This window comes from Faecalimonas umbilicata, assembly GCF_042846195.1.
Classification (GTDB): domain Bacteria; phylum Bacillota; class Clostridia; order Lachnospirales; family Lachnospiraceae; genus Faecalimonas; species Faecalimonas umbilicata.
Genome location: NZ_AP031411.1, coordinates 950886 through 973990 on the forward strand (window position 1 = coordinate 950886; position 23105 = coordinate 973990).

General features: G+C 41.0%; 19 protein-coding genes. 17 read left to right on the forward strand and 2 right to left on the reverse strand.

Translation table 11 applies throughout. The features are described from left to right. Positions 1-181 precede the first annotated feature (181 nt). From ACGG81_RS04525 to ppdK, 11 genes are all read left to right on the forward strand, one after another. Positions 182-2068 (forward strand): DUF5696 domain-containing protein, encoded by a 1887-nt coding sequence (locus ACGG81_RS04525; protein WP_390109831.1) that lies wholly within the window; start codon positions 182-184, stop codon positions 2066-2068. 415 nt (positions 2069-2483) lie between these two features. After that, entirely contained in the window at positions 2484-3779 is a 1296-nt protein-coding gene (locus ACGG81_RS04530) for a Gfo/Idh/MocA family protein (RefSeq protein WP_009262831.1), read from the forward strand. A gap of 72 nt (positions 3780-3851) precedes the next feature. Further along, a complete protein-coding gene (locus tag ACGG81_RS04535; RefSeq protein ID WP_390109834.1) occupies positions 3852-5141 on the forward strand; it encodes an ABC transporter substrate-binding protein in 1290 nt (429 codons plus the stop codon). Positions 5142-5156: 15 nt separating this feature from the next. Then, positions 5157-6077, forward strand: a complete 921-nt coding sequence (locus tag ACGG81_RS04540) for a carbohydrate ABC transporter permease (RefSeq protein WP_008976336.1) — start codon at positions 5157-5159, stop codon at positions 6075-6077. 18 nt (positions 6078-6095) lie between these two features. Then, positions 6096-6923, forward strand: coding sequence for a carbohydrate ABC transporter permease (locus ACGG81_RS04545; RefSeq protein ID WP_009262828.1), 828 nt, complete (start codon positions 6096-6098; stop codon positions 6921-6923). Positions 6924-7043: 120 nt separating this feature from the next. After that, positions 7044-7835, forward strand: a complete 792-nt coding sequence (locus ACGG81_RS04550; protein WP_390109837.1) for an ABC transporter permease — start codon at positions 7044-7046, stop codon at positions 7833-7835. Positions 7836-7839: 4 nt separating this feature from the next. Next, positions 7840-8634, forward strand: coding sequence for an ABC transporter permease (locus ACGG81_RS04555; RefSeq protein ID WP_390109839.1), 795 nt, complete (start codon positions 7840-7842; stop codon positions 8632-8634). Positions 8635-8705: 71 nt separating this feature from the next. After that, a complete protein-coding gene (locus tag ACGG81_RS04560) occupies positions 8706-9704 on the forward strand; it encodes an ATP-binding cassette domain-containing protein (RefSeq protein WP_039930713.1) in 999 nt (332 codons plus the stop codon). 77 nt (positions 9705-9781) lie between these two features. Next, a complete protein-coding gene (locus ACGG81_RS04565; RefSeq protein WP_390109841.1) occupies positions 9782-10420 on the forward strand; it encodes a peptidylprolyl isomerase in 639 nt (212 codons plus the stop codon). A 37-nt stretch (positions 10421-10457) separates the two neighbouring features. Next, positions 10458-10979, forward strand: a complete 522-nt coding sequence (locus ACGG81_RS04570; RefSeq protein WP_390109843.1) for an HAD family hydrolase — start codon at positions 10458-10460, stop codon at positions 10977-10979. A 218-nt stretch (positions 10980-11197) separates the two neighbouring features. Then, complete coding sequence (ppdK, locus tag ACGG81_RS04575; protein ID WP_009262822.1) at positions 11198-13822, forward strand: pyruvate, phosphate dikinase; 2625 nt, start codon at positions 11198-11200, stop codon at positions 13820-13822. Between the two features lie 115 nt (positions 13823-13937). Here ppdK and ACGG81_RS04580 read toward each other — a convergent pair whose 3' ends face one another. Both ACGG81_RS04580 and ACGG81_RS04585 read right to left on the reverse strand, forming a co-directional pair. Then, positions 13938-15734: a BlaR1 family beta-lactam sensor/signal transducer gene (locus ACGG81_RS04580; RefSeq protein ID WP_390109845.1), complete on the reverse strand. Its 1797-nt coding sequence runs from the start codon at positions 15732-15734 to the stop codon at positions 13938-13940. 1 nt (position 15735) lies between these two features. After that, positions 15736-16116 (reverse strand): BlaI/MecI/CopY family transcriptional regulator, encoded by a 381-nt coding sequence (locus ACGG81_RS04585; protein ID WP_016439289.1) that lies wholly within the window; start codon positions 16114-16116, stop codon positions 15736-15738. Positions 16117-16439: 323 nt separating this feature from the next. On the opposite strand from ACGG81_RS04585, the gene ACGG81_RS04590 reads away from it, so the two are divergent. The 6 genes from ACGG81_RS04590 to ACGG81_RS04615 all read left to right on the forward strand — a co-directional run bounded on the left by ACGG81_RS04590 (position 16440) and on the right by ACGG81_RS04615 (position 23070). Next, on the forward strand, positions 16440-18152 hold the full coding sequence (locus tag ACGG81_RS04590; RefSeq protein WP_390109848.1) for a hypothetical protein: 1713 nt from the start codon (positions 16440-16442) through the stop codon (positions 18150-18152). Between the two features lie 277 nt (positions 18153-18429). Further along, positions 18430-18801: a diacylglycerol kinase family protein gene (locus ACGG81_RS04595; protein WP_008976324.1), complete on the forward strand. Its 372-nt coding sequence runs from the start codon at positions 18430-18432 to the stop codon at positions 18799-18801. Between the two features lie 42 nt (positions 18802-18843). Then, the gene (locus ACGG81_RS04600; RefSeq protein WP_008976323.1) at positions 18844-19179 is read left to right on the forward strand and encodes a phasin family protein; all 336 of its coding nucleotides are present in this window, start codon (positions 18844-18846) and stop codon (positions 19177-19179) included. An 8-nt stretch (positions 19180-19187) separates the two neighbouring features. Further along, positions 19188-20771: an AarF/UbiB family protein gene (locus ACGG81_RS04605; RefSeq protein ID WP_317343752.1), complete on the forward strand. Its 1584-nt coding sequence runs from the start codon at positions 19188-19190 to the stop codon at positions 20769-20771. A gap of 165 nt (positions 20772-20936) precedes the next feature. Further along, positions 20937-21842, forward strand: a complete 906-nt coding sequence (nadA, locus tag ACGG81_RS04610; RefSeq protein WP_016439286.1) for a quinolinate synthase NadA — start codon at positions 20937-20939, stop codon at positions 21840-21842. Between the two features lie 52 nt (positions 21843-21894). Further along, positions 21895-23070, forward strand: coding sequence for an L-aspartate oxidase (locus ACGG81_RS04615; protein WP_009262815.1), 1176 nt, complete (start codon positions 21895-21897; stop codon positions 23068-23070). Positions 23071-23105 lie beyond the last annotated feature (35 nt).

Consider the following 23105-nt stretch of genomic DNA (forward strand, 5'->3'; position numbering starts at 1 on the left):
TTTGAAATAGGTTCTGTTTTTTACTTGGTTATTCTATCAGAAATTGGATAATAAGACAATAAGCATAGATGATAAAATAAGCGGTTTTCCACAGAACAATATATAATAGATAGAAGAGATGTTGTTATTGTTCGCTGTGTGAACGGCAGCAGGAATCATAAAGAAAGAGAGGGTATAAAAGTTGGAGAACATTTATACAAAAGGAACGGAGATCAGCTTTGACGAGAGCAGATTGTCATTTACGATCACACATGAAGGAGATAGCTGGAACTGGGGAGAAGGATTCCGTCCACGCATGGAATGTGAGGAAGGAACAATCTATTTTGCAGATGCGAAGAAGATTTCACACGAGGAGTGGAAGACAGGAATCGGACATGGAATCTTAAGCCATTTTGAGGGATTTGAGCTAAATGGAGCAGATGCAGGCATCGCATTTGACACAATCGTATGGATCGAAGAGGTGTCAGGAGATGTATTTTTTGAGTGGGTGCCACTTTCCACAGAGACGGTTAAAGTAAAATCCGTGTACTGGCCGGGATACATGGAGTTTGATGAGAAGAAAGACAGCTGGTATACACTTTTGAACTGGCAACAGGGATTGCTGGTGCCAAATACATGGAAAACAGCAGTGGATAAAGTTGTATTTGATGGTTTTATGGGAACTGCAGGTGCATATATGCCATGGTTTGGACAGGTGAAGGATCGCGCAGGATATATTGCAATTTGTGAACAGCCGTGGAATGCAGCATATTATACAGAACATCCGGCAGAAGGACCATACACTCATGTGGGAATCCGCTGGGAGCCAAGTCTGGGCAAGATGGATTACCGCCGCGTGATGAAATACAGCTTTGTCAAGGATTGTGATTACAATGATCTCTGCAAGATTTACAGAAACTATGTGATCGAAAAGGGAAGATTCAAATCTCTGGCAGAGAAGGCAGTGAAGACTCCTTCTATTGATCAACTGATCGGATCTGCATTTTTACATAAGGGAATTAAGACACAGGTAATGACAAACTCTGATTTCTATGATGCAGAGAATCCGGATAAGAACAATCATCTTACGCCATTCTCCGTGAGAACAGAAGAGATTAAAAAATTCCATGAACTTGGTGTGGAAAAATTATATCTGCATCTAGATGGATGGGCAGAACCAGGATATGATAATCAGCACCCGGATTACCTTCCGGCATGTGAGAAAGCAGGCGGATGGAAAGCGATGAAAGAACTGTCCGACACGATGCATGAATGCGGATATTTATTTGGAATCCACGACCAGTACAGAGATTACTACTACGCAGCAAAAACATTTGATGAGAATTTTGCAACACGTCTCGCAGATGGAACAATTCCAAGTCATGCGCGCTGGGCAGGAGGTCCGCAGACATATCTCTGTGCGACACAGGCTCCGTTTTATGTGAAGCGAAACTTTACAGAGATCATGGACAATGGAATTAAACTGGATTGTGCTTACCTGGATGTATTCACATGCAATGAAGGGGATGAGTGTTCTCATCCATGGCATAAGATGACAAGAAGAGAATGCTACGAATACAGAAATGCATGCTTTGAGTATCTTCTGTCAAAAGGAATTCTTCCAAGTTCTGAGGAAGTGAACGACTGGGCAATCCCAAGTCTCGTATTTTGCCATTATGCGCCATATGACTTCATGCTGGATCGACCGGGAAGTCCAAAGAAAGGAATTCCGGTGCCGTTATTTAATCTTGTTTATCATGACTGTCTGATCGAGCCATGGATGATGGACAAGGTAAGTGAGGAAGAAGACTACATGCTGTATGCAGTATTAAATGGAGGTGCTCCATATCTTGTGAGAGATGGTGCATATCAGAATACAGACGGTTCTTTCGCAGGAGGAGTGGAAATTAGCATCGAAGATCAGATTAAGAGATGTAAAGTCGTATCAGATCTGCATGAGAAAGTTGCGAAATGTGAGATGGTGCGCCATGAGATGGTAGATGGAAATCCAGAAGTACAGAGAACAACATTTGCTGACGGAACAGTTGTTACGGTAGATTTCCAGGCACAGACATACCAGATTCGATAAAAACAGAGACAGATAAGTACAAAATGAGAAAAGACAAGGAAATAGATCAAAAAAGATCGAAGGGATTCCTTGTCTTTTTTTGATTCAATTTTTACAAAAAGGCTGCTTTGCTGTGCAGAGAAAAATCTGTCTGTTGAATTTGACGAACGCAGGAAAGACTAAGGATGAGCAGGAGCAGGGAAAACTAAGACGGATTTAGAAAGTATTTCTCGTCAAAATGGACAGAGGAGAACAGAAAAAGGAATATAAAATGTCCTAAATGACAAATACAGGACAATAAGACAAGTTTAGGAGATTATCTTGTAAGCATTTATGTGCAATAAAATATATAATAAGAATAAATAAAGAACGAATATAGACAACAGACAACCAAGAATCGAGTATTCAAACAAACTTATAACAGAGGAGAAGAAAGATGAGTAAGAGAATAAAAGTTGCGCTGGCAGGGCTTGGAAGCCGAGGGAAAGATACATATGCACCAACGGCAAAGCTGTTTCCAGAAAAGATGGAGATTGTGGCAATTGCAGATATTGATCCAGAGAAAGTAAAAGCGGTTGCAGCAGAATATCAGATTCCGGAGGAGATGTGCTTTCAGAGTGCGGAGGAGATGATCGCCAGAGAAAAACTTGCAGATGTGATGTTTATTACAACACAGGACAGACAACATGTGGGACAGGCAATTCCGGCATTGAGAAAAGGATATCACCTATTACTGGAAAAACCGATTTCGCCGGATCTGGATGAATGCAGAGAGATTGTGAAGGTTGCACAGGAATGTGATAGAAAAGTAATTGTCTGTCACGTTCTCAGATATACTCCATTTTATACGAAGATCAAAGATCTGATCGATGAAGGAACGATTGGTGAAATAGTATCTGTGAATTCGGTAGAAAATGTAGGGTATTGGCATCAGGCACACAGCTTTGTCAGAGGAAACTGGAGAAATTCTAATACGACAAGTCCAATGATCCTTCAGAAGTGCTGTCATGATATGGATATTTTATTATGGCTGACAGGAAAGACTTGTAAATCGGTATCTTCGTTCGGAAATACCTATCTGTTCCGGGAGGATAAAGCACCAGAAGGAGCGGCACACAGATGCATGGACGGATGTAAAGTGAAAGATCAGTGTCCGTATGATGCAGAGAAAATTTATATTACAGATCCAGTGACAGGTGTTCAAAATGGAAATACAGACTGGCCGGTCAATGTGGTGGCACTTCACCCAACAGTGGAAAGTGTACGCGAAGCAATTCAGACGGGACCGTATGGACGATGTGTATATCACTGTGACAATAATGTAGTAGACCATCAAGTTGTTAATTTAAATATGACAGATGGATCGACGATCAGCCATACAATGTGTGCGTTTACGGCACATACAGCTGCCGGAAATCGATATGCCAAGATCATGGGAACTTTAGGTGAGATTATCGCCGATATGGGAGAAAATACCATTCAAGTCAATGTGTTTGGAAAAGAACCGGAAGTGATAGATGTACGCACGCTGGCAACTGATTTCTCAGGACACGGCGGCGGCGACAACCGGATGATCGAAGAATTTCTTGATATGTTGATCAATGAGTCAGGCCCGACAAAGAGCACAACTTCTGTGGAACAATCCGTGGAGAGTCATTATTGTGCATTGGCTGCCGAGGAATCCAGATTAAACGGCGGAGCAGTAATCGAACTGGATACTTATAGAAGATAGTATATAATACAAATTTGTTACCAGGCGGCAAATAACTGCCGCATGATATAAACCAAAAGGAGGATGATTTCAATGAAAAAGAATCTGAAAAAATTAGTAGCTTTAGGATTAGTTGCGACAACAGGAACTACATTGTTAGCTGGATGTGGTGGAAGCGACAAAGGCGGAAGCAAAGATGGAAAAGTTGAGCTTGTGATGAGTGTGTGGGATTCTGACCAAGAGCCGGTTATGAAACAGATGGCAGAGGCATACTCAAAAGAAAATCCAAATGTAACAGTAAAGACACAGCTTACAACATGGAATGAGTACTGGACAAAATTAGAGGCAAGCGCAACAGGTGGATCTGCTCCGGATATCATCACTATGAACGTGCTTCATGTAGAAGAATATGCAGACGCAGGAATTTTAATGGATTTAACAGATGCAGAGAAAGAGTCAGACTTAAAGGTACATGATAATTTCCCGACACCACTGGTAGATGGATATACAGTAGAAGGTAAATTATACGGAATCCCGAAAGATTTCGATACAAATGCCGTATTCTACAACAAAGAAATCTTTGATCAGGCAGGAGTTGCTTATCCAACAGATGACTGGACATTTGAAGATTTCAGAAAAACTTGTGAAGACTTACAAGCAGCAGGACTTCCGGATGGAGTTTATCCGACAGCAATTAACCGTAACTCCGGACAGACTACATATGATGCAGCTGTATTCGCAAACGGTGGATATTTCTTAAATGAAGATAACACAGAAACAGGATGGGATAAGAAAGAGACAATCGAAGGTATCCAGCCATGGTTAGATCTTGTATTAGACGGACTTTCACCGACATTACAGCAGATGACAGATACAGATCCAGACAGTATGTTCCAGGGTGGACAGTTAGCAATGTACTTCTCAGGAAACTACATGATTCCTTCTTATAATAAGACATTAGAAGGAAAATACGGAATCGTAAAAAGACCTTCTTTCAATGGTGTAGATAAAGATATCATCAACGGTCTTGCATTCTCAGTATCTGCAAATACAAAACATCCAGAAGAAGCAAAAGACTTTGCATTATGGTTAGGAAGCAAAGAAGCTCAGGAAATCCAGGGAAAATCAGGTACAGTTATCTCTGCTAGAAATGACTGCCAGGAATTATTCTTAGATACACATAAAGACTTAAATCTCCAGGTATTCCTTGACAATGTACCGAACACAGAATTACTTCCTCACTGTAAAGTGACTGCAAAACTTTCTCAGGTTGAAAAAACTTACTTAGAGCAGGCTTGGCAGGGAGAAATCACATTAGAAGAGGCTTGTAAGAGCATTAAGCCAGAGGCAGATGCAATTCTTGATGAAATGAACGCAAAGTAAAGTAGGTAGATACAAATGGGTGAAGGAAAGAAAAAAGTAAGGCGGAAAGCGAGCAGACGTGAGAAGAAAGACTGGGTAGCAGGCTACGTATTTATTGCGCCGGTTACGATCGGACTTCTGATCTTCTATGTATTTCCGTTTATCCAGAACTTCTGGTTCAGTTTTAATGATGTAAACAAATTTAACATGGCAACCTTCTGCGGAATCAGCAACTATCAACGTCTGTTCCAAGAACCAGATCTGATGCTCGCCATGAAAAATACACTTTTATATGCCGTTGTGACAGTGCCGATCGGGCTGGCGCTGTCACTGTTAGTGGCATCCCTCTTAAACTCCAAGATCAAAGGAACTTCCTTTTATCGGACAATCTACTTCCTGCCATCAGTAACGATGTCAGTAGCAGTAGCACTTGTATGGAAACTGATCTTCCACGGAGATTTCGGTATTTTAAATACGGTTCTTGGAATTTTTGGAATCGAAGGGCAGAGCTGGCTTACAAACCCGCATACCGCATTGTTCTGCGTAATGATCGTGGCAATCTGGGGAAGTGTCGGTTATAATATGATCATTCTTCTTGCGGGTATGCAGGGAATTTCAAGATCTTACTATGAAGCAGCGGCAATCGACGGAGCAGGACCAGTAAAACAGTTCTTTAAGATTACAATCCCGTTACTTTCTCCAACGATCTTTTTCGTAATGATTACAGGTCTGATCGGTGCGTTCCAGGTATTCGACAGCATCTATATGATGGTCGATCCGGTGACAAACCCGGCGTTCAACAAAGTAAAGACCATGAACGTTTTGTTCTATCAGAATGCGTTTATGTATGGAGAAAAAGGTTATGCAGCAGCAATTTCTATCTTTATGTTCGCAGTGATCATGATCATCACAGTGATCCAGCTGGTCGGACAGAAGAAATGGGTAAACTACGATTAGAGGAAAGGAGGAAATACGATGAAAAAGACATCTACAAGAAATCATTTGCTTATACACATTCTTTTGATCGCAGGTATTGCAGTCACAGTATTCCCATTCCTCTGGATGGTGTTTACATCATTTAAGACATTGCCGGAATCTATGCAGATACCGCCGTCAATTTTACCGGAACATTGGCAGTTAGACTCTTATAAATATGTACTGGAGATTCTGCCGTTCGGAAAAGTATATATCAATACGATTGTGGTAACCATCATTACGGTATTGGTACAGGTTGCATTTTGTACAATGGCAGCTTATGGATTTGCAAGAATTGATTTTCCATTTAAAAATGCGATTTTCATGATCTTGTTATCTATCTTAATGGTACCGGGACAGATTTTCTTAATCCCACAGTACCTGATCATTCAGAATTTAGGATTGATCAATACCTTACCGGGTCTCTTCCTCCCGAACTTGTTCAGTGCATTTGGTACGTTCTTATTGAGACAATTCTTTATGTCACTGCCAAAGGAATTGGAAGAAGCAGCATTGCTTGACGGATGTAACAGATTCCAGATTTTTGGAAAGATCATGCTTCCGTTAGTACAGCCAGGTATCGTAGCGCTGGTAATCTTTACAGCAAAATTTGCATGGAATGACTTCATGTGGCCATTGATCGTTAACACAGATCCGGCTAAGATGACATTAGCTCCAGCACTTTCTACACTGAAAGGACAATATGCTACAAACTACCCGGCACAGATGGCAGGTGCCGTAATGGCAGTTATTCCGATGATCGTACTGTTCTTCATCTTCCAGAAACAGTTTATCGAAGGTGTTGCACAGTCTGGTATCAAAGGCTAAAAATTTAATCGAATATGTAATAGAAATATCAGAAGACGAAAAGTAAAAAATGCACGATTATAGAACCGTGCATTTTTTGTACAAAAAAACAGTATAAAAAGCCAAGTGGGGGAGATGGCAATGAAAAAATTTTATTATCTTGTGCGAATGACATTTTTGGAAAAGATGGCATACACGAAAGCTGTGTGGTTTAATACGATTGGTACCCTTGTGTCTATTTTCAGTTACTATTTTTTATGGAAAGTTGTGTTTATGGGAGAGAATGAACTTGTTGGATTTACGATGGGGGAAATGATAACGTATGTCATTTTGTCCAAGGTTTTGTCGTCACAATTTGCAGGTGGAATTAATATGCAATTTGCAGAGTGGGTATATGAAGGAACGATTGGGACAGAACTTTTACGTCCGGTGACTTTGTTTTATACATTATTTGCACGGCGCAGTGGAGAGTTTGCATATTTTATTTTATGGAAGGGAATTCCGGTTTCTCTAATTTCTTTTTTTATACTGAGAGGAGTAGGTCCGGCAGGAGCCGGGGAATTTCTTTTGTTTTTAATTAGTGTGTTGCTGGCGCTGGTAATTTTATTTTATGTGGAATTTATGGTTGGACTAGCTTCTTTTTATACACTCAGTATGTTTGGCATGGCATTTACAAAGACGGCAGTATTGTCCATATTATCTGGCGGGGTTGTACCATTAGCTCTATTTCCGGAAGGAGTTGCAAGGGTATTTGGACTTCTTCCATTTGCGGGTATGGTATCAGTTCCGTTAAATATTTTTCTTGGGAAATATAGATTGGAAGAATGCATGGGATATATGGGACTTCAGATATTCTGGTGTATAATAATGGGAGCATTAGCTCATTTGTTGTATCATATGGTGATTCGGAAAGTGATTGTCCAAGGAGGATAGAAGAGTGAAAAGATTGAAATATTATTTTCGATTGTATCAGGAATTTTTAAGAATAGGGATGTTATGCCTTGTACAATATCCGATGGATAGTACTATTCGCTTGATTTCTATTATTGCGAGGGAAGCAGCAGGATTTCTTGGCGTATTTGCAATCGCAAATGTAGTTGGTACTCTTGGGGAGTGGAGTATATATGGTGTCTGCTTGATATTTTCCCTGGGTGCAATGACGGAGGCTATTAGCCGGGGACTTTTAGATAATGTATGGAGCATTGGGAGCTTTGTTAGGAAAGGAAAGTTGGATATTTTTTTGATACGTCCGGCTTCTGTTTTGTTTCAAATGCTAACATTTCGAATGGAATTTGCGTCGTTAGTCAGTTTTTTTCTGCCGTGTTCTTTGATGATTTGGTCACTCGCAAAATCAGGGGTAGAGTGTTCGATTGGTTTGATCGCATTTTTAATCGAGTTTCTCGTGATGGGCACAATTTTGAATTCTTCCCTCTATTTGATTTTTAATGCGCTTAATTTCTGGCTTGTCCAGGGAAATGAGATTGCAGATCTTATACAGACTTTTCGTGAATTTGCAAAATATCCGATTAATATATTTCCGGCAGTTTTTCAAGTGCTTTTTACCGTAGTGATACCGTTCGGCTTTATTGGATATTATCCGGCAATGTATTTACTTGGGAAAACAAAGATGTGTGTACCGATGTGGCTTTTGGCAGTGACATTGCTCTTTGCGCTGGCCTCAGTGCTCATTTGGTGTTGTGGAATGAAAAAATATGATAGTACAGGTACTTAAAAGGAATAGCATTGGGATCAGTGATTATAATACAAATGTGATATAAATGAGAGGAATTAAGAACGGTGAAGATGATAGAAGTGCAGCATTTATGTAAGGAATATAAAAGAAAAATCGTACAGCCGGGGTTGATTGGCGGAGTGAAAGGTTTTTTGACTCCACAGTTTGATAATTTTTGTGCGGTGGATGATATTAATTTCCAGATAGAACGTGGAGAATCAGTGGGATATGTAGGTCCGAATGGAAGTGGAAAATCAACAACAATCAAGATGCTTTCAGGTGTACTTACCCCTACGTCCGGAAAAATCATTGTAGATGGGATAGAACCGATCAAGAAGCGGATCCAGAATAATAAGCAGATCGGGGTGGTGTTCGGAAATCGTTCCCAGTTATGGTGGGATGTTCCTATTATAGAGTCTTTTCGTGTTCTGCAAAGACTCTATGAAATTCCGAAACCGATATTTGATGAGAATATTGAAAAATTTCGAGATATTTTAGGACTGGAGAAACTTTTGGATGTGCCGGAGAGGCAATTATCCTTAGGACAAAGAATGCGTTGCAATATTACGGCAGCATTTTTGCATAATCCTAAAATTGTGTATTTAGATGAACCGACAATTGGATTGGATGCGGAGTCAAAACAGCGGATACGTGCATTTATCAAACAGATGAATGAGGAAAAAAAGACAACATTTATCGTTACTTCTCATGATTTCCAAGATATAGAAGCACTCTGTAAGAGAATTATCCTGATTAATAAAGGAAAAATTGTTGTGGATTCGGATATGGAGCACATCCGCAAAGAGTTTACAGAATTTAAGCGGATTACAGTGGAAGTAAAGAAAAATGCAGTGGAAATGGCTAGAAGTTCAAAAGCGGCAGGGATGAATGTTAAGGTTGTAGATGATTACCATTTAGAAATCATATATCGTCCGGAGGAAAAGAATCCAATGGAGATCATGGTAGAACTTGGAAAATATGGAGAGATTGTAGATATTTCTATTACGGGACAGGATATTGAAAGCATTATACAAAAAATTGTAACAGAGAATAATAAGGATAGAAGATAAAATGAGATTACATTCTGGCAAAACTATGCTATGATAGGGGAAACTTAAAAAATATGAGTGACAGGAGAAAAATTAAGATGAAGAAGACAGTATCGATCTTGCTTGCAATCCTTTTAGGAATGAGTATATTTGCAGGATGTGGAAAAGGGAAGGAAGAAGCCTCAAAAGATACAACGAAGACAGAAAAGGAAACAGAAGGCGGTGAAGAGAATCTTCTTACCGGAAAGCATCATGTAGAAATCCAGGTGAAGGATTATGGGATGATTAAAGTGGAACTGGATGCAGATGCAGCGCCGATCACGGTGACAAATTTTGTAAATCTTGCAAAGGAAGGTTTTTATGACGGACTGACTTTTCACAGAATTATGAGCGGATTTATGATCCAAGGCGGAGATCCAAGAGGCGATGGCACCGGAGGATCTGATCAGACGATCAAAGGTGAATTTTCTCAAAACGGAGTGGAAAACAATCTTTTACATACGAGGGGTGCGATTTCCATGGCGCGTTCTCGCGCAAACGACAGCGCAAGTTCCCAGTTCTTTATCGTCCATGAGGACAGCAAACATCTAGACGGAAGTTATGCGGCATTTGGATATGTGACAGAAGGCATGGATGTTGTAGATAGAATCTGCGAAGATGCAGAACCGACAGACAATAACGGCACGATTCCGACAGAAGAGCAGCCGGTCATGACATCCGTGAAGGTGATAGACTAAATCTTTTGCAAGAGGGAATGGGAGAGGGAAGGAAACGATGAGAGAGACAAAGCAGGTAGAGAAAGAAACTATGTCAAAACAGCAGCGAGAAATTACAGTGGAAATCCCGGGATATCAGAAACTGCAGATGAGGTATTTGATCCTGGATTATAATGGAACAATTGCATTGGATGGAACATTGCAAAAAGGGGTTGCTGAGCGTTTGCAACAGCTTTCGGAACAGTTGGAAATCTACATTGTGACTGCAGATACACATGGGACTGTGAGGAAATTGTGTCAGCAACTTCCGGTACAAATACATACATTTCCGACAAGTGAAGCGGCAGAGGAAAAGCGAAAGATTGTGGAAACGCTTGGCGCTGATTACTGTGTCTGCATAGGAAACGGAAGAAATGATCTGGAAATGTGCCAAATTGCAGGGCTGTCTGTTGCTGTGATGGGAGAAGAAGGAATGTGTGGGAAACTTGGGGCAAAAGCAGATATCTGTGTGAGAAATATTACAGATGGGTTGGACCTGCTTTTATATACCAAACGGTTGATTGCAACACTTCGAGGGTGAGAGTAAGAACAGATAGAAGATTCTTTGATAAAAAAGTAACAAAACAGTAGTTTTTACCAAGAAAGTCCTTGACTATCCGAAGTAAAACAGATAAAATGATATACAGATAGCGGGGGAAACCGTTATTGGATATATAAAAGATGAACGACTTCATGGCAAAAAGTCGTATTTTTCATGTTTTATACTAAAGCAAAATATTTTTAGGAGGTCGTTTAGACATGGCAAAATGGGTTTATATGTTCACCGAAGGTGACGCAAGCATGAGAAACACTCTTGGCGGTAAAGGTGCTAACCTTGCAGAGATGACAAAGTTAGGTCTTCCAGTGCCACAGGGATTCACAATCACAACAGATGCTTGTACACAATATTATGAAGATGGAAGAAAAATTAACGATGAGATCATGGAACAGATCATGGACGCAATTGTTAAAATGGAAGAAGTTACTGGAAAGAAATTCGGTGACAAAGAAAATCCACTTCTTGTATCTGTTCGTTCTGGAGCAAGAGCTTCTATGCCAGGTATGATGGATACAATCTTAAACCTCGGATTAAATGAAGAAGTTGTCAAAGTATTAGCTGAAAAATCAGGAAATCCACGTTGGGCATGGGATTGCTACAGAAGATTTATCCAGATGTACTCTGACGTAGTTATGGAAGTCGGTAAAAAATATTTTGAAGAACTGATCGACGAGATGAAAGCTGAAAAAGGTGTAACTCAGGACGTTGACCTCACAGCAGAAGATTTACAGAAACTTGCTGAACAGTTCAAAGCTGAATATAAAGAAAAGATTGGGGAAGAATTCCCTACAGATCCAAAAGAACAGTTAATGGGTGCTGTAAAAGCTGTATTCCGTTCTTGGGATAACCCACGTGCTAACGTTTACCGTCGTGACAACGATATCCCATATTCTTGGGGAACAGCTGTAAACGTACAGATGATGGCATTCGGTAACATGGGAGAGACATCTGGTACAGGTGTTGCATTTACTCGTGACCCAGCAACAGGAGAGAAACACTTGATGGGTGAGTTCTTAATGAACGCTCAGGGTGAAGACGTTGTTGCAGGTGTTCGTACACCACAGAAGATTGACCAGTTAAAAGAAGTTATGCCGGAAGTTTACGAACAGTTCGTAGGAATCTGCAAGACTTTGGAAGATCACTACAGAGATATGCAGGATATGGAATTCACAATCGAAGATAAGAAACTCTACATGTTACAGACACGTAACGGTAAGAGAACAGCTCAGGCTGCTTTAAAGATCGCTTGTGATTTAGTAGACGAAGGAATGATCACAGAAGAGAAAGCTGTTGCAATGATCGATCCTCGTAACTTAGATACATTACTTCACCCACAGTTTGATGCTGCAGAATTAAAGAAAGCTGTACCAGTTGGAAAAGCTTTAGGAGCATCTCCAGGAGCTGCTTGCGGTAAGATCGTCTTCACAGCAGAAGATGCAAAAGAGTGGGCTGCAAGAGGAGAAAAAGTTGTTCTTGTTCGTCTTGAGACATCACCGGAAGATATTGAAGGTATGAAAGCTGCTCAGGGTATCTTAACAGTTCGTGGTGGTATGACATCTCACGCTGCCGTTGTTGCTCGTGGTATGGGTACATGCTGTGTATCTGGATGTGGTGACATCACAATGGATGAAGCAAACAAGAAATTTACATTAGCTGGAAAAGAATACCATGAAGGAGATCCAATCTCTCTTGACGGTTCTACAGGTAACATCTACGACGGAATCATCCCGACAGTAGACGCTACAATCGCTGGTGAATTCGGAAGAATCATGGGATGGGCTGATAAATATAGAACATTAGGAGTAAGAACAAATGCGGATACTCCAGCAGATGCAAGAAAAGCTCGTGAGCTTGGCGCTGAAGGTATCGGACTTTGCCGTACAGAGCATATGTTCTTCGAAGGAAACAGAATTGATGCATTCCGTGAAATGATCTGTTCTGAGACATTAGAAGAAAGAGAAGCTGCTCTTGAGAAGATCCTTCCAGAACAGCAGGGAGACTTCGAAGCTTTATATGAAGCATTAGAAGGTAATCCGGTAACAATCCGTTTCTTAGATCCACCGTTACACGAATTCGTTCCTACAACAGAGGAAGATATTAAGAAACTTGCTGATACTCAGGGAAAAACAGTTGAACAGATCAAAGCAATCATTGATTCTTTACATGAATTCAACCCAATGATGGGACATCGTGGATGCCGTCTTGCAGTTACTTATCCAGAAATCGCAAGAATGCAGACAAGAGCTGTGATCCGTGCAGCAATCAATGTACAGAAAGCACATGCTGACTGGGATGTTTGCCCAGAGATCATGATTCCGTTAATCGGAGATATCAAAGAATTAAAATATGTGAAGAAAGTTGTTGTAGAGACAGCAGATGCTGAGATTGAAGCTGCTGGTGTTGAATTAAAATACCATGTAGGTACAATGATCGAGATTCCAAGAGCTGCTCTTACAGCTGATGAGATTGCAAAAGAAGCTGATTTCTTCTGCTTCGGTACAAACGACTTAACACAGATGACATTCGGATTCTCTCGTGATGATGCTGGTAAATTCTTAGAAGGATACTACGATGCAAAAATCTTCGAGAACGATCCATTTGCAAAATTAGACCAGATCGGTGTAGGTAAATTAATGGAGACAGCTGTGAAATTAGGAAGACCGGCAAATCCAGATTTACATGTAGGTATTTGTGGAGAGCACGGTGGAGATCCAAGTTCCGTAGAATTCTGCCATAAGATTGGATTAGACTATGTATCTTGCTCACCATTCCGTGTGCCGATCGCAAGATTAGCTGCTGCACAGGCTGCTATCAATAACAAGTAATACACCGTATAGAATAGGTGTAGAAACTTAATTAGTTTCAATAACAGAACCCCTTACGCAATGAAAGCGTAAGGGGTTTTTATTTGTGGATTCGTTATAGATTTCAAGGATATAGTCAATTCCAAATTCCCATATCCTCTAATAGATCCAGTGTAATCTGTGATGCAGTGCTTCCGGAGGCCTGCTGTTCTGCCTGAATATTTGTGGCAAAAAAATATGTATTTTGTGAGTTTTCGATATATCCGATGAACCAACCATTTACATTTTGCCCATTGACATTACCGGTTCCTGTTTTTCCATAAAGTGTGTTTTTGCCGTGTGTAATCAGGCGGATGGAATCTTTTACGGCAGCAATATGTTCCGGATTAAAAGCAAAGGTATTTTGATAGAAATCTGTCAGCAGGCTGACTTGTTCGAAGGCAGAAATTTTTAAGGAAGACTCCATCCAGTAAGAATTAGATTGATCGATCGATTCGTTCCCATAATGAATCTGCTGTAGGTAAGAACGGATTTTGCCGTGCCCCAGTTTTTTGTCGATTGTCTGGAAATACCAGTTGACCGAAGCAGACATTGCAGAGTGCAAGGTATGGTTTTTATTCCAGGTATCAAACGGATAATGATTGTGATCCCATGGGATCATGGAATCTTTTGGAGTAATGATTTTTTCTTCCAATCCGAACAGAGCACTATAGAGTTTGTAAGTAGAATCCGGGGAAATTCTTTTGTATGCCTGTTCGGGATGATAAATTTGGTAATGATCCTTTTGCAAATCATATAAGACAAAAGTACCTTCATAATTTCTGAAATAAGAAGAAAGATCAATGGTAGAAACAATGCTGTCCGAGGTATCTGGGCGGAAGGAAGTTTCCTTTGCGGCCTGCATAGACAACATAGGGGACATACTGATCAACAGTAGAGAAATCACCAGAACCAGAGCGTAGCCTTTCGCCTTTTTCCATGGTGTGGGAGCTTGATAGGAGGCGATATTAAGGATTCTCCGCTTCATTTGCGGCATCGATCCGCCAAGTCCGACAGAGAAGGAAAGGGGAGTGTGAGAAAGTGTCTCAGCAAAATTAATTAAAGCGGAACCATACTCCTGACAGGAAGTTTCGCCTACGGTTTCCAAAACAGAAGTATCACAGGCGATTTCACGGTCGATGCGTATTTCATGAAGGACATACCAGACAGCCGGATTGAACCAGTAGAGTGCACAGAAAATATTTAGAAAAAGATTCAACAGGCCATCTTTTTGGCGATAGTGCTGCAATTCGTGCAGGAGAATGTAGCGGAGGGCACTGTGGGGATAACCGGAAATCAGACGAAGTGGAAGGTAAATGCGAGGTTGAAAGATTCCGGTAATCGCAGGTGATGGAAGAAAGGCAGTGGTATAGACGGGGATGTTCCGCGTAATACCAAACTCTTTCAGGCAGCTTATATACAAAGAAGAAATTTCAGCATTTTCCAGAGGAAGTGCTGTACGGCTTAAGTGATATAGCTGCCGGACAGAACGGATGAAAAAAATGAACATAATCCCAATCCCTGTGCACCATAGCAAAAAAAGAATCTGTCCTGCAATGGAAGGAACCTGCCTGCTTATAGATATTGTAAAATCATTCATCCATTCAGAAGTGTTTGAAAATGTGGAAGAAAGAGGGCTGTCTGTGAGAGGGTGATGGGCAAATCCTTTCTGGGAGGAAAATGTACTGAAAAATGAAGAAATTTGTGCGGGCAGAGAAAAAGAGCATACCGGGACAAAAGGAACAAGCAGGAAAAAGAAGAGAAGGAACCAAAGATGGTACTGCATTTGACTGGAGAGTGTCCTGCGAAATATCCATTTGCAGAATGCAAGTATCCCGATGAAAATTCCAAGAAACAAGTTTGACAGAAGAAAGCGAATCATAAAATCAGCCATGTTACTGTCCTCCTTTTCCTTTGGAAAGAATAGAACGAAGAGTAGCGATTTCACTGTCTGATAATCGGTCATTTTCAATGTAGGAAGACAGCATAGCGGTGATATCACCATTATAATAGCGATTCAAAAAAGAAGAACTTTCCTGACCAATGTATTCATTTTCTTTTACCAGTGGTGAGTAGACAAAAATACGTCCGTGCTTTTCGTAGGAAAGAGCTCCCTTTGTCGTAAGGCGCTTAATCAGGGTTTGGATTGTTTTGGGGCTCCAGGAAGTAGTACGTGTGAGTTTTTCAGTAATCTCATTTGTATTGATCGGTGCGTATTTCCATACGATTTTCATAACTTCATATTCGGCTTCTGAAATTTGTGGCAATTTTTTCATAGTAATCCTCCAAATCTTACATGCGTAATAAAAATATTATAAAGGAGAGAGAAAAAAAAGTCAAATAGCAGGTGACAGGTAGAAGTGGAAGGATGCGTATATGAAATAAAGATAAGAAGATATGCGAAAAAGTCTGAAAAATTAAGACAAAAGTCGATACTTTTGTAAAAATGTCGAAAAAACATTGAATTTAGAGTGAAAAAAGAAGAAAAAATATACAAAATAAATAAAAATAAAATGTATAGAATAAAAAAATAGACAAAATACACAACAAATGTTATATTGACAGTATCAGAAAAACCGGAATAAAGGAGGAAGTGGATATGAAGAGAAAGAAATTAGCAGCATTGGGACTGGCAATTGTTATGGCAGTGGGGACTGTTGGTACATCGGGCATCACTGTTATGGCTGCAGAGGCACAGACAGCAGGCACGGAAGCGGAAAAAGAAAGTCGGAATGCTGAAGCTGAGTCTCAGACACAGGAGGATCTCTCTGCACCACAGCAAGAAGAACAACAAACACAGCAGCCGATGGTCGGAGAAGAGCAAGATCAGCAACCGGGAACGGGAGAAGAACTTCAGACACAACAGCCGGAGAAGGAAGAACAACAAGAGGTACAGCAGCCAGAGACTGAAAGTGGTCAGGAAGCACAGCAGCCGGGGCTCGAACAGAATAAAGAAGAAAAAGAGAGCATGACGGAAGCTGAATTTATTGCAATGGTGCAGGCAGAAGTGGATGGACTTTTGGCAGATGCAGATGAGGTTATTTTTGGACCTTTGATGTATACGGAACAGTCATGGAAGGTATATGAAGCTGCGAAAGCGGAGATGCTGGCACTTCGCGCAGATCCTATGAAATATTATGATCCAGATGGAGCACAGATTTATGGAATTTTTGAACGTTTTGTCAATGCTGTAAATGGTCTTGAACTCATTCCAGAGGTGGTAGACAAATCAGAACTTTATGAATTGATTGCGTTGGCAGATCAGGTTGTATCACAGACAGAAGTATATGCTCCAGATTATATTCAAGCTTTGAAGAATGTACTTGCAACGATTGACAGAAATAAGATCGAAGCGATGACGAAAGCAGAGACGGCTCAGGCAGTGGTAGCACTGAAGCAGTTGTTACAGACGCCGGTCGTTTCAGAAAGTGGAGTGATAAAGCTCATAGAGGAATCTCGTCAGATGCTGGAACAGTTAAAAGTTTCCGGTCTGTATGCAGATCAGGATCTGGCTACAATTCAAACATTGCTTGATGAAGCACAAAAGGCTGCCGACAGTGCGAACTGGAATGAAGCAATAGAAAAGCTAAATATGGCAAATCAGAAAATGTCAGAGATCTCAATGTCTGCTGAGAAAATAAAAGAGGCATTGGCAGGTAAAGTTGCAGATAAAGAATACAAAGATTTGTATGAAGATATTAAAGCACACCCAGAAAATTATGATAAGAATACAACAGGATTTTATGTCGAGTCCTATGATCAGGCAAAAGCTCTTTCTGTATCCAATGAGACAGACGTGGAGAAACTGTATGAGGCATTACAGCAGATAGAGTTTGCGAAGAGTACTGTTATGAAATTGGAAGATTCTATGAAGAATTTCATGGAAGATATGGGAAAGATTCTTGAATCCGAGAGAAAAAATGTCGGCAAAGCCGGAGGATTTACAAAAGAGGACTTTGACAAAATGGAGGCGCTTTACAATGAGTTGAAGGAACTTCTTGCAAATCCGGATACAGAGAAGGCTGTGCTCCAGGAGAGAGTGGAAGCACTGAATAATCTTCTTGTAACGGCGGAGAGGATTGAGAAAGAGGAAACAGTAGATCCGGAACAGAAACCAGAGCAGAAGCCGGAACAGAAGCCAGAGCAGAAACCGAATAAAGAAGAGGAAAAGAACGAGGACAAAAAGAAGAAATCTGAGGCTCCAAAAACAGGAGATCCGGCTTCGATTTTGGGATTAGGAGTAATGTTAATCGGAAGTGGAATTGCAGGAGCAGTAGGACTTAGAAAAAAATCGGAAGATTCTGAAGAATAGCGGAACGGATTTCAAGCAGGATAAAATGAATTATTAAAAGAAGAGCATGTCTGTGAGTATTTGCAGACATGTTCTTTTTTCGTTATAAGAAGTTTTAGGAAACTTCAAACAAAAAACAGAAAAAATCATAAAAAACATCGTTATTAACAGAAAAATGTGTTATAATTTGTATAAAATATCCATATGAAAATAGATGAAATAGCTTTGTTTGTGTTTTGGAATCATATTTTCGGAGCGCAGGGAATCGTTTTTTAAATGGACTAAAGAAGGTGAAAATATGGGAAAGAAACAACCGTTGTATCAAAGTTTCAGGTATGCGTTTGAAGGCATTTTTACCGGGATCAGGAAGGAGCGGAATATGAAGATCCATTGTCTAGGAGTTATCTGTGTGACTGCGGCAGGATTTTTCTTTGATATTTCTGCAACAGAGTGGTGTATCTGTCTGATTTTGTTTGGTCTGATTCTTGGTTTGGAACTTGTAAATACTGCGGTGGAGGCAGTAGTTGATCTTGTGACCGAAGAGAAAAAGCCGCTTGCAAAGCTGGCGAAAGATACTGCGGCAGGTGCAGTTCTGATTGCAGCTATCATGGCAGCATTTGCAGGAGTGATTATTTTTTTGCCGAAGGCGGCACAACTTTTTGTAGGATAAGACAGGATATCTGGAAAAGATAGGCATAAGGAGGAAATTTTTATGGAGAAACTTGGAGAAAATGTAAAGAAATTATTGTTGGCAGGAATCGGAGCAGCAGCAGTGACAGCAGAGAAATCAAAGGAACTTCTGGATGAGATGGTAAAAAAAGGGGAGCTGACTGTGGAGCAGGGAAAGGTGTTAAATGAAGAGTTAAAACATAATCTCAAAAAGACGGTACAGGAGAATGTCCATAAAGCAGAAAAGCAGACTTCCACAGAAGAAGTGGATGATCTGCTGGAAAAATTATCACCGGAACAGCTGGAAGAATTGAAAAAGAAACTATATGTTACAGAAGGTGACGGTGAGAAAGACGACTGTGATGACAGAGCAGAATGAGGTTGTAGATGAGCAAAGAAGAATCCAGAGAATACAGGACAAGATTAAAAGAAATGACTGCAATTTTGCATCGCCATGAGATTTCCAAAGGAATTTCACCGGAGAAGCTTCGCTTGATTTTGGAGGATCTTGGTCCTACTTTTATTAAATTAGGACAAATTATGTCCATGCATTCAGATATTTTACCCAAAAGATACTGTGATGAGCTGATGAGGCTTCGCTCAGAAGTAGCTCCGATGAACTTCGCAGAGGTGGAGGAAGTACTAAAGTCTGCCTATGGATGTCCGTGGGAAGAGATTTTTGCATCCATAGAGGAGAAACCGCTTGGTTCAGCATCCATCGCTCAGGTGCACCGTGCTGTTTTAAAAGACGGTAAGCAAGTTGTGATCAAAGTACAGCGCAGAGGGATTTATGAGAAGATGGCGAGGGATATTGGATTGCTGCACCGCGCAGTGAAGCTGGTTCCCCCGGTGAGTCTGAAAGAACTGGTAGATCTTGATATGGTGCTCGATGAGTTGTGGGCTGTGACAAGGGAGGAGATGAATTTTCTGACAGAGGCTTCCAATATGGAAGAGTTTGCCCGGAGAAATAAAGGGATTCTGTTTGTGAAAGTTCCAGAACTTTATCAGGAGTACACAAATCAGCATGTGCTTGTTATGGAACATATTGACGGGTGGAGCATCGATGATAAAGCAGCATTAAAAGAGAATGGATACGATCTGGAAGAACTTGGAACAAAACTGATCGATAATTATATCAAACAGGTAATGGATGATGGATTCTTTCACGCAGATCCTCACTCTGGAAATGTAAAGGTTTGTGGTGGTAAAATTGTATGGATTGATATGGGGATGATGGGACGGCTGACTGAACGTGACAGAAAACTGGTCGGTAAGGCTGTACAAGGTGTTGCGCTGGGGGATGTAGGAATGATTCAGGAGGCAGTTTTGGCGCTTGGAGAATTTCGGGATAAGCCGGATCAGAGCAGACTTTATGAGGACATCAGTGCACTTCTCGCCAAATATGGTACGACGGATATGGGCAGCATTGATGTGGCAGAAGTGATGGTAGATCTGATGGAAGTGATGAAAGAGAACCGGATCATCATGCCCCATGGTCTGACAATGTTGGCGCGTGGACTGACACATATGGAGGGGGTGCTGGCAGACATTGCCCCGGAGATCAATATGGTAGAGATTGCCTCCAGACATATGGCAGGGAAAATTTTCACAGAGAAGGACTGGAAAAGTGAATTGAAAAATGGAGGCAGAAGTTTTTACCGGTCCATTCACAAAGCGCTGGATCTACCTTCCCTTGTGGCAGATTTGATTCAGGGAAATTTGAGAGGACAGACAAAGATCAATCTCGATCTTCATGTATCTGGGGAACTGGAGCGATTGCTTCGGAGACTTGTGAGAAATATTGTGATGGGGTTGTGGGTGATGGCACTTTTGATTAGCTCCAGCATTATCTGTACGACGAATATGAAACCAAAAATATGGGGGATTCCGGCACTTGGTGCGTTTGGGTATGTCAGTGCATTTCTCATTGTGATGTATGTATTTTTGAAACATATTTTTTCAAAGAAATAGAGGAAATACAGCAAGAGACAACTAAAAAAGAATGGTTTGCACATTATTGATAAGAAAATAACGTACAGACCATTTATTTTTGTCAAAACAGGTGTCTTGTCACTTGTAAAGGACGGTGCTATAATGGTAGGAACTGAGGTGGAGAAGAGGATAGGAGAAGACAGAATGAAAATAGTAGAAGAGATTAAAAAATGGAAACAAAAGAAAAATGCAGTCATCCTTGCCCATTATTATGTGAATCCAGAGATACAGGAGATTGCAGATTATATTGGTGATTCATTTTATTTAAGTAAAGTTGCAGTTGGGTTAAAAGAACAGACAATCGTATTTTGCGGCGTTTCTTTCATGGGAGAAAGCGCGAAGATATTAAATCCAAAGAAGACCGTGCTGATGCCGGATCTGACTGCGGATTGTGCAATGGCACATATGGCAGATGCAGAGACCATTCAGAAGATGAGAGAAAAATATGAGGATCTGGCAGTTGTATGTTATATCAATTCCACTGCAGAGTTAAAGAGACATTCGGATGTCTGCGTAACTTCCGCAAATGCAGTGCAGATTGTAAAGGCATTGCCAAATAAACGTATTTTCTTTATTCCAGATAAAAATCTGGCGAGATATGTGGCAGAACAGGTGCCGGAGAAGGAATTTGTATTCAATAACGGATATTGCCCAGTGCATGAGCATATGCAGTTAGAGGAGATCAAGAAAGTAAAAGAGCAACATCCGCAGGCGGAGATTCTCACACATCCGGAATGTCCGGAGGCTGTGTGTGCGATTTCGGATTATATCGGAAGTACATCCGGAATTATTGCATATGCGGCCAAAAGCTCTTGCAAAGAGTTTATTGTCTGTACAGAAAATGGGGTGCGCTATGAATTGGAGAAGCAGAATCCAGATAAGAAATTTTATTTTGCAGAGACGGAACCGGTTTGTCCGGATATGAAGCTGATCACACTGGAAAAAATTCTTCATGTGTTGCAGACAGGCGAAAATGAAGTTCACATCACAGAAGATCTGCGTAAAGAATCAGGAAAGACACTGGAGCGGATGTTAGAACTCGCGAAATAAGAGAAAATGAACGTAGGAAAAAGTAAAGACAGAGGAACTGGAGGAAAAAGAGATGGAGATAAGTGCAGACATAGTTGTAGTGGGAACTGGAGTAGGAGGTTTATTCAGCACACTTTGGCTGCCGGAGGAGAAACAAGTCGTACTGATCACGAAATCGGATTTGGAGAGCAGTGATTCTTTTCTTGCACAGGGAGGAATCTGCGTACTCCGAGATGAAAAGGATTACGAGAGCTTTTTTGAAGATACGATGAAAGCAGGGCATTATGAGAACCGAAAGGAATCCGTAGATCTGATGATACGAAAATCCAGAGAGATTATTGACGATCTGATTGGATTTGGAGTCGATTTTGAACAGGAAGACGGTTGTTTGAAGTATACGAGAGAAGGGGCACATTCGTGTCCACGTATTTTATTTCACAAGGATATTACCGGAAAAGAAATTACAAGTAAGTTGCTGGAACGTGTAAAAGAGCGGAAAAATGTGACAATCTTTGAGTATACAACAATGACGGATATTCTTGAGGAAGATGGCAAATGTACTGGAATTCTTGCAGAAAATGAACAAGGGACATTGCATATCCATGCAGCAGATACCATTCTTGCAAGTGGTGGAATCGGCGGGACTTATCAGCATTCGACAAACTTTCCGCATTTGACCGGAGATGCGATCCGAATCGCAAAGAAACACGAAGTGCGGTTGGAACATCTGGACTATGTGCAGATCCATCCGACGACATTGTATTCGAAAAAACCAGGAAGACGCTTTCTGATCTCGGAGTCAGTGAGAGGAGAAGGGGCAGTGCTGTACAATAAGAAGCATGAGCGTTTTGTCAATGAATTGCTTCCGCGGGATGTTGTGACAAAGGCGATCCACGAAGAAATGGAAAAAGATGGAACAGATTACGTATGGCTTTCGATGGAACATATTCCAAAAGAAACGATCCTCGGTCACTTTCCAAATATTTATCAGAGGTGTCTGGAGGAAGGATACGATGTGACAAAAGAATGTATTCCGGTTGTGCCTGCACAGCACTACTTCATGGGAGGTATCTGGGTAGATCTGGACAGCCAGACTTCGATGGAACATCTTTATGCAGTAGGGGAGACAAGTTGTAACGGTGTGCACGGGGCGAATAGACTGGCGAGCAATTCGCTGCTGGAAAGTCTTGTATTTGCTAAGCGGGCAGCGACAAAGATCTCCGGGGAATCTGAGAAAAGATATCGATAAAGAATCAAAAGATAAGAAAATCAATCAGAGCAGTT